At 66.1% G+C, this 8,167-nt stretch carries 11 protein-coding genes and 1 pseudogene; 5 read left to right on the top strand and 7 right to left on the bottom strand.

Going from position 1 to position 8,167, the window contains the following annotated elements:
* Positions 1–277, top strand: a pseudogene (locus tag WBB07_RS25390) (O-succinylbenzoate synthase); the annotation flags it as partial.
* Positions 278–350: 73 nt separating this feature from the next.
* Positions 351–1,274 carry a phosphotransferase family protein gene (locus WBB07_RS25385; protein ID WP_526311794.1) on the top strand — a complete coding sequence of 308 codons (924 nt, stop codon included), beginning with the start codon at positions 351–353 and terminating at the stop codon, positions 1,272–1,274.
* A gap of 31 nt (positions 1,275–1,305) precedes the next feature.
* On the opposite strand, the gene WBB07_RS25380 is transcribed toward WBB07_RS25385, so the two are convergent.
* From WBB07_RS25380 to WBB07_RS25360, 5 genes are all read right to left on the bottom strand, one after another.
* Entirely contained in the window at positions 1,306–2,097 is a 792-nt protein-coding gene (locus WBB07_RS25380; RefSeq protein WP_526311792.1) for a serine hydrolase, read from the bottom strand.
* A 106-nt stretch (positions 2,098–2,203) separates the two neighbouring features.
* Positions 2,204–2,899 carry a fumarylacetoacetate hydrolase family protein gene (locus WBB07_RS25375; RefSeq protein ID WP_526311790.1) on the bottom strand — a complete coding sequence of 232 codons (696 nt, stop codon included), beginning with the start codon at positions 2,897–2,899 and terminating at the stop codon, positions 2,204–2,206.
* Positions 2,900–2,919: 20 nt separating this feature from the next.
* Positions 2,920–3,336 carry a DUF5313 family protein gene (locus tag WBB07_RS25370; RefSeq protein WP_526311788.1) on the bottom strand — a complete coding sequence of 139 codons (417 nt, stop codon included), beginning with the start codon at positions 3,334–3,336 and terminating at the stop codon, positions 2,920–2,922.
* Positions 3,337–3,364: 28 nt separating this feature from the next.
* Entirely contained in the window at positions 3,365–3,844 is a 480-nt protein-coding gene (locus WBB07_RS25365) for a MarR family winged helix-turn-helix transcriptional regulator (RefSeq protein ID WP_526311786.1), read from the bottom strand.
* 46 nt (positions 3,845–3,890) lie between these two features.
* Positions 3,891–4,544: a hypothetical protein gene (locus tag WBB07_RS25360; protein WP_526311784.1), complete on the bottom strand. Its 654-nt coding sequence runs from the start codon at positions 4,542–4,544 to the stop codon at positions 3,891–3,893.
* A 78-nt stretch (positions 4,545–4,622) separates the two neighbouring features.
* On the opposite strand from WBB07_RS25360, the gene WBB07_RS25355 reads away from it, so the two are divergent.
* On the top strand, positions 4,623–5,729 hold the full coding sequence (locus WBB07_RS25355; RefSeq protein ID WP_526311782.1) for an alpha/beta fold hydrolase: 1,107 nt from the start codon (positions 4,623–4,625) through the stop codon (positions 5,727–5,729).
* 320 nt (positions 5,730–6,049) lie between these two features.
* Positions 6,050–6,715, top strand: coding sequence for a TetR/AcrR family transcriptional regulator (locus WBB07_RS25350; RefSeq protein WP_526311780.1), 666 nt, complete (start codon positions 6,050–6,052; stop codon positions 6,713–6,715).
* A 69-nt stretch (positions 6,716–6,784) separates the two neighbouring features.
* Here WBB07_RS25350 and WBB07_RS25345 read toward each other — a convergent pair whose 3' ends face one another.
* A complete protein-coding gene (locus WBB07_RS25345) occupies positions 6,785–7,756 on the bottom strand; it encodes a GlxA family transcriptional regulator (RefSeq protein WP_526311778.1) in 972 nt (323 codons plus the stop codon).
* Between the two features lie 70 nt (positions 7,757–7,826).
* On the opposite strand from WBB07_RS25345, the gene WBB07_RS25340 reads away from it, so the two are divergent.
* On the top strand, positions 7,827–7,997 hold the full coding sequence (locus WBB07_RS25340; protein ID WP_526311776.1) for a hypothetical protein: 171 nt from the start codon (positions 7,827–7,829) through the stop codon (positions 7,995–7,997).
* Position 7,998: 1 nt separating this feature from the next.
* On the opposite strand, the gene WBB07_RS25335 is transcribed toward WBB07_RS25340, so the two are convergent.
* Positions 7,999–8,167, bottom strand: a 169-nt coding sequence (locus WBB07_RS25335) for a DUF5078 domain-containing protein (RefSeq protein ID WP_526311796.1), incomplete at its 5' end; no start/stop codon positions are given.

Raw genomic sequence — 8,167 nt, 5'->3', positions numbered from 1 at the left:
GTCCCGGCCGGAGACGAGCGTGGGCCGGTCCGGCGCTGTCGCCCTCGCCGGAGCGCTGCCGGAGCTGCCGCACGCCTGCGCGGTGGGCCGCCCGTCGTGGGTGGCCGCCGATGTGGTCTCCGGGCCGCGAACACTCGTAGCCGCCGACGGCTACCTGCCGGTGGCCCCGATGCCGCCGGCCCCCGAGCCGGACCTGCTCAAGCGGTGGCGGGTCACGGATCCGGACACGGTGGCCTGGTGGCAGCAGCGGTTGATGCGGACCCGCGAAGCGGGCTGACTCGGGCCGGGAAGCTCGTGTGTCCCCGAAATCCGGATGACATCGCGACGGGGTTGATGGCAAGCTGGCGACGATGTTGACGGGAGAACAGCTGGCTGCCCGCAGTGCGCGCGCCGTACGGGCCGCGGTGGACGCTGCTGGCGCCCAAGGACTTTCCGTCGACCACCCGGCGGTGCTGCACGATGTGTTCTCGGTTGTTGTACATCTACGCCCGGAACCCGTGGTGGCCCGCATCCAGGTGGTGGTGCCGCTGGGGATGACGGCGCGGGCCCAGGCCGCCCGGCAGCAACGCGAACTCGATGTCGTGACCTGGCTGGCGGGACAGGGCGTGCCGGTGATTGCGCCCTCGGACCTGGTCCCGCGTAAACCTGTCCGCCGGGACGGATTCTCGATGACGTTCTGGGAACTCGCTGATGTCACACCGGAGCACGTCCCGTACAGCGGCGTTGGTGTCGAATACACCGCCCGGCTCAACGCCACTCTCTCCGAATACCCCGCAGCACTGCCGTTCCTGGCACCGTTCAACACCGGATTGCCGAATATGCTTGCCGCGTTACAGGAGTCATCCCTGCTGACGGCGGGTGACATCACCCGGGCACGAGCCGAGTACCACGCGCTGCACGAGCTTCTCGGCAGCCGGGAGTCGTTCGAGAGCAGCTTCCCGGGCGTCGCCGTGCAGGCCCTGCACGGCGACGGTCCGGCGCACAACGTCATCCGCACCACCGACGGGGTCCGCTTCTCCGACTTCGAAGACGTGACCTGCGGCCCGGCTGAGTGGGATCTGGCGATGATGGGCGAGGCTGCCAATGCCGAATACGACGTTGCGGCACAAGCTCTCGGTTTGCGCGCCACCGACCCCGAGTTGCAACGCCTCATGGACGCCGCCCGTACCCTGCAGTTCATCGGGTGTGTCACCTTGATTCCGCAGCTGCCGGTGTTGCGCGACGGGCTGATCCCGGCGATCGAGGCGTGGCGGGCCGGTCCGCCGATCGGGTAGCGGTGCGTACCCGTCACGGCGCGGGCCGGGACTACCCGGGGCCCAGCAGGATCTTGGCCAGCCGGGTGGTGGTCTCCAGTCCGTCCTCGAAACCGCCTTCGCCTTCAAGGGAATTCATGATGGCCAGGGTGTAGCGCTGACCGGGTCCGGCAAATCCCACGCTGTTGACCACCCAGCCGCCCTGCTCGGGCGACCAGCCGTTCTTGTTGCCGGGCGCCATCTGCGGTCCGGCGCCCCACACCCCCCACTGCTGGTTGGCGTCGACACCCTGCATCTCGGCCACGATGGCCGCCGCTTGCGCGGCGGGGAGCCTTCCCAGGGTGTAGTTCATCAGCCGGTCGAGGTCATCGGCGGTGGCCTTCTGGAATCCCCAGTAGGGGTAGACATCGCCGAACCCCGGCTGGGGCCGCACGCCGGTCATCCCGTAGCTGGGGAAGTTGCGGTTGAACGCCATGTGGTCGGGTCCGCCGAACCGCTCCCACAACTGGTCGGCGGCGTCGTTGTCCGAGGAGCGCATCATGTCGACCATGAGTTGGCGGTCGGCCGGAGTGAGGTTGATCTGACCGGCGGTCGCCCGGGTCAGCAGATCGACCACCATGGCCAGCTTGATGGTGGACGCGGTCCAGATCAGCGCACCGGCCGCTTGGTTGCGATGAGCCAGCCCGGTGGTGCGATCGCGCAGCACGTAGCCGACGATGCCCGGGCGGGTGGCCAGGTACTCCTCGGCCTGCGCGACGCGGGCCGAGAAATCCGCCTGCGCCACCGGAGGCGGCGCCACGGCGCACAACACTCCCACAAGCATCACCAGTAACAGCCGCTTCATCGGTCGACCATCTCAGTCCAGCTGCCGAATTCCGGCCGCGACGCGCCGCCGACACCAAAATCTACTGTCGAGGTACGTAGATGCCCCGACTGTTCGACGTGCTCGACTAATCGACGGTGAAGCTCAGCTCAGCGATACCGTCGATGCCACCGGCAACCCGCTGCCCCCGGTCGATCCGGCCGACACCCGACGGCGTGCCCGTCATGATCAGGTCCCCCGCCCGCAATTCGACCGAGGCGGACAGGTGCGCGATCACGTCGGCAACCGTCCAGATCTGATCGGCGAGGTCACCCTCCTGCTTTTGCTGCCCGTCGACGCTGATCCAGATCCGACCACTGTCGGGCCGGATACCTGCGGCCGGGACCAACTCCGATACCGGCCCTGAGGCGTCGAACCCCTTGGACAGATCCCAGGGCCGTCGCATCGATTTGGCGGTGTCCTGCAGATCACGACGGGTGAGGTCGACACCGACGGCATAGCCCCACACATGGTCCAGCGCGTCCGCTGCGGCGATATCCGATCCGCCGGACCCAAGTGCCACCACCAGCTCGATCTCATGGTGCAGATCGGCGGTCTGCGGCGGGTACGGCACCACGCCGGCAGGCCCACCGAGGTATCCCTCGGCAACGGTGAACACCGCATCGGCCGGTTTGGCGAAGTAGAACGGCGGCTCCCGGTTGGGATCGGCACCCATCTCCCGCGCATGGTCGGCATAGTTACGGCCGACGCAGTAGACCCGCCGGACCGGGTAGCGCTCGGTTGAGCCGCGCACGCCCAGTGTCGGCGCAACGATGTTGAACATGGCGCGTCCTCGACCGCGCGCTAGAACGGGCTGCTGTTGGACTGTCGCTTGGCATCCTCGGGGCGCGGACCGAACCTGCGGACGTAGTCCTCGTGGATGTGGGCGTCCCGCTTGCGTTTGATGACGTCGACAAGATTGGGGTCGATGCCGTGCTGGGCGAGGCGGTGGCGGCGCCACACCTTGTTCAGCGCCAGCGCCATCAATATTGCCCAGATGTAGATCGGGGCCGTCATCTCCAGGCGCACGTAAAAGGAGGCCGGGACCAGCCAGAGCGGCCCGAGGACCAGCAGCGGCGGAATGGCAAACCGGATCATGTGGCGACGGACGGCCCCCGGACCGGCCAGGTCCTCGGCCACCCATCGATTCATCGACTCGGGTAGCCGTTTGCCGTAGGAGAATGCGATGTACTGCCAGAGGTTCGGCTTGTCGGCCGCCATGATGCTCCTGAGTTCCTGGTCGTGGTTGTCAGCGAAGGGCACCTGCCGCAAGCGCGGCAGCATTGACGCGGGTGAGCACTCGGTGCAGCTCGTCCAGCTCGGCCAGCTCTACTCCGAGTCGGGCGACGACAGCGGGCGGGATGGCAAGGGCCCGCTCCCGAAGCGCGATGCCGGCTTCAGACAGCGCGATGTCCGTCGTCCGCTCGTCGGCGACACTACGGGCCCGCGTGACCAGCCCCAGCGCCTCCAGTCGTTTCAGCATGGGTGAGAGTGTGGCTGAATCCAACTGCAACGTCGAGCCGATCCGCTTCACCGACAGCGGTGATGTCGATTCCTTCCGGTGTTCCCACAGGGCGAGCATCACCAGATACTGCGGGTGCGTGAGCCCCAGCGATTCGAGCAGCGGGCGGTAGACGGCAAGAACGGCGCGATTGGTGACCGCCAGCGCAAAGCACACCTGCTGCTCGAGCGAAAGCGGGTCGGTGTCGGGCACAACTTCAACGGTCACAATTTAAATCGTACGCTACCAATTAGTACACAAACTACAGTTGATCCTAGGGTTCCAGCTCACCCGATATCCCCCGCTCGATCTGCATCCGGGCCCGCTCCGGGAGCACAACCAGACCCTCGAGCTCCCGCCGGGCCAGGCCGTAGGCGCGTTCCCTCTCCTGCACCGTGGCACCGGCATCGGAGGCGACCCGCAGCAAGGTCTGAGCTCGATGCACCCGCTGCCGCTCCCCCTCCGAGAAATGGCTGCGCCGCCTGCGCTTGGCCTCGGACTCTGCCACATTGAACGCGCTGACATAGCTCTCCACCGCTTCGCGGTACTCCGCCGCCGCTTCCCTGTCATCGAGCAACGCCTCAGCCGCCGTCGGCTTCAACAGATCGGCCCGCCATTTTGCCCGGTGGAACCGTTCGGTGGCCGGCTCGGTCATATCGGTCATGAGCGGGAAATCGAGCAGCGTGACCGGGTCGAGCTCATAGTCCAGCCACCGAGCATCGGTGCGGTCATGCTCGTCGAGGACCCGTTGGATTGCCCGCCAGCGCGCCGCCTGATGGGTGGTCGACGACTCGACTGGGACCGGCGCCTCTTCGACCGTCTGCTCGCGGGGCCGGAACCTCGCGACAGCCTTGAACCCAGCCCAGATGACACCGATCAACGGGACGGCGATGATCAGCAGTTCGAGCAGTCGGATGACCAGGCCCATGCAGCCAGGATGCCATCGAGCACCACCGGGCTTCGACGGCCCCGGCTGCACGACCTCCCCCTCGGGCACAATCGGGAAATGGCCGCCGTACACCCATTCCACATCTCGATCCCCGATTCCGTTCTCGTGGATCTCAAAACCCGGCTGAACAACACCCGCTGGCCAGAAGCCGAACCCGTCGACGACTGGAGTCAGGGCATCCCGCTCTCCTACACGCGTGACCTCGCACGGTACTGGGCCGACGAATACGACTGGCGCGTCCGCGAATCGGCGCTGAACCGTTTCGATCAGTTCACCACCGAGATCGACGGTCTGGACATCCACTTCATCCATCAGCGGTCCTCCCGCGCGGATGCCTTCCCGCTCATCCTCACTCACGGCTGGCCGGGATCGATTGTCGAGTTCCACAAGGTGATCACACCGCTCAACGATGCGGGCTTCGATGTGGTGTGCCCGTCGCTGCCGGGGTACGGATTCTCCGGCAAACCCACCGAGACCGGCTGGGGTATCGAACGTATCGCCGGCGCCTGGGATGACCTGATGCTCCGGTTGGGGTATCACCGGTTCGGCGCCCAGGGTGGCGATTGGGGCGCAGCGGTCACCCGGCAGATCGGCCGCAATGTCGGTCACTGCGTGGCCATTCACCTCAACATGCCGATGGGGCGGCCCCCGGCCGATGTGATGGCTGATCCCAGCGACACTGATCGGCGCGCGCTGGCAGGCGCCGACCACTACCGCCGATGGGACTCGGGATATTTCAAGCAGCAGGCCACCCGCCCACAGACGCTCGGCTACGGGCTTGTCGATTCGCCTGTGGCCCAACTGGCTTGGATCGTCGAAAAGTTCTGGTCGTGGATGGACTGCGACGGACATCCAGAAAATGTGCTGACCCGCGACGAGCTACTCGACAACGTGATGATGTATTGGCTGACCGGATCCGGGGCGTCGTCGGCACGGTTGTACTGGGAGAGCCGGCGCGGCTCCGGCGACGAGGCGCCGGTGACGTTGCCCACCGGAGTGGCGGCCTTCCCCAAGGAGATCATTGCGTCCCCCCGGCAATGGTGCGAGGCCGCCTACAACATCACACATTGGACGGACATGCCACGCGGCGGCCACTTCGCGGCGTTCGAACAGCCCGAATTGTTTGCCGACGACGTCCGGGCATTCTTCGACACCGTGCGCTGAATCACGTTGTACGGTAGCCGGACCCGTCACCGAGATCACATGAGGCGCAGTCCACCTCATCGAATCCGAAGGTTCCGCACCCTGGGCAAATGAAGTCGAGCATGCTGACCGCCTTCCCTCTGAGAGTGAGCCCGCCACCGGCCGACTCTTGTGTTGCCCCCCTTTACCCGGAACGTTTCGGCATCAAACCTGCGCACCGGCGCTGCGCGAGCCGACAGCGCATTGCCAGGAGCGGGCAGGTGGGACGCAGGAAGGCCGCGCTTGACGCAAGTGTCACTAAGTGACAAAGTAGCGAGGCGGCAAGGTAGCGACGTCGTCGAATGGCTTCGACTCAGGAGGTGGCCACCATCGTGGAACCACACGGCCGGCAGGCAGAGGCACGGCTGGCCGTCTCCCGGCATGCCTGCGCGCTGTTCTGGGAGAACGGCGTAGCAAGCACCAGCGGTGACGATATCGCAGCAGCCGCAGGGCTTTCCACCCGCACCATCTGGCGGTACTTCCGCACCAAAGAGAGTTGCGTGGAACCGATACTGGCCAAGTCCTCCCACCGATTCCTGGCAACGCTGGACCGGTGGCCTCCACAGCTGGCCCTCGGTGAGCACGTAGCCGCCGACTCGGCGGCGCACCCGCTGTCACCTCAGGACGTCGAAGACGCCCGCGCCGCATTGCAGATCGCCGCGATGAGTCATCGGGAGCCGGCGTTACGGACGGCGTACCTGATGGTGCACGACGAACTCGAGCAAGGATTCATCCCGGTGATCGCCAGACGGCTGAAGCTCAGCGAGGACGACGTCTCGGTACGGATCTGCGCGGCCACCGTCACCGGGGCATTCCGCGTCATCGACGAGGACGTCGCCCAGACCGTCATCGTCGAAGGAGGCACGATCACCCAACCGGAGGCACTGGCGATGCTCGACCGCGCCATCCTCGATGCCACCAACGGCCGACTCGGCGGCCCGGTCACCGAGGAAAATCAGGCGGTGTGATCGATCGCGGCGAAAGCCCCAGCCCTCGAACGTGTTCGGCGATGCCCGCAAGGCTGGTCAGCCCTGAGCTCAGGAGGCGCCCGCAAAGCAGCTGCGGTATTCGCTCGGGGTGGTGCGCAACTGACGGGTGAAATGGTGCCGAAACGTAACCGCCGATTCGAAACCCACTCGGGTGGCGATCTGCTCGATGGACAGCGACGACGATTCCAACAACGCCAGGCTGGCCTGGATCCGCTGCTCGATCAGCCATTTGATCGGAGTCGTACCCGTGGCCTTGGCGAACTGCCGCAGATAGCTTCGCCGGGACAGCGCTGACCGCTGCGCCAGCTCGTCGAGTGTCAGTGGTCGGTCGAGATGTTCCAGCGCCCAGGTCATTCCGGCGGCGATCCGGCCGTCGACGGCCGGATCGGGTACCGGCGATTCGATGTACTGGGCTTGGCCGCCGGAACGGTGCGGGGAGATCACCAGACGGCGGGCAAGATCGTTGGCGATACGGACACCGTGATCGGAACGCACGATGTGCAAACACAGATCCAGGCCCGCGGCGCACCCCGCGCTGGTGAGCACCCGGCCGCCGTCTACGTAGAGCGGCGTCGGATCAACATCGATCTCGGGATGCCGCTGCCGCAGCAAGTCCACATAGATCCAGTGGGTGGTGGCGCGCCGGCCGTCGAGCACACCGGCGGCCGCCAGGGCAAAGGCCCCCGAACAGATCGACACCAGCCGGGCGCCCCGCCGGTGTGCGGTGGTCAGCGCCGCGACAAGCTCAGGGGACGGCGGTACGGTCACGTCGCGCACGCTCGGGATGATCACGGTGTCGGCATCGGCCAGTTCGTTCAATCCGTGCGGCGTGTGCACGGTCGCCCCGCCCAACATGCGCAGTTCCGGCTTCTCCGCGCACAACTTCACCGTGTACCAGGGCCTGGGCAGGCCGGCAGAGAACCGCCCGGACAACTCCGTGATCCCGAAGATCTCGGCGGCCAGACCTGATTCGAAGCCCGACATCCCGTCGTAGGCGAGGATCGCCACCGAATGCGACATGTCACTATCTTAGCGACTAGTGGCACTGGTGCCACTGTTCGCTGCTGCGCCAGTACGTCAACATCGAAACATGTTCTACAAAAAGCCAACTCGTTGGAACCGATTCCGGCGATACCTGTCACAGCACACCGTGGTGCGGATACTCGTCGAGATGGCTGCCGGCATCAACGCTGCCAGCGGCATCGCGCACGGTATCGAACCGCCGCCCTCGTCGCGGGCGCGCAATCACCACCGAGAGTGAGTCACCAGGTCCAGACGGTTGGGTCGACCGGGGGGTAGTTCATGCAGACGTCGGTGCCGCGGGCGACGACGCCTTTGTTGTTGAAGAACAGTTTGGCCCAGTTGGGCCAGTTCCAGGCCAGGGTCTCGTAGAACGCGTTGGTGGCGGTCTCTTCGGAGTAGGCGCGCCGT

The organism is Mycobacterium sp. (assembly GCF_049647605.1).
Taxonomy (GTDB): domain Bacteria; phylum Actinomycetota; class Actinomycetes; order Mycobacteriales; family Mycobacteriaceae; genus Mycobacterium.
Note: the sequence above shows the minus strand (reverse complement) of the source record. Positions and strands in the feature narration are given on the sequence as shown.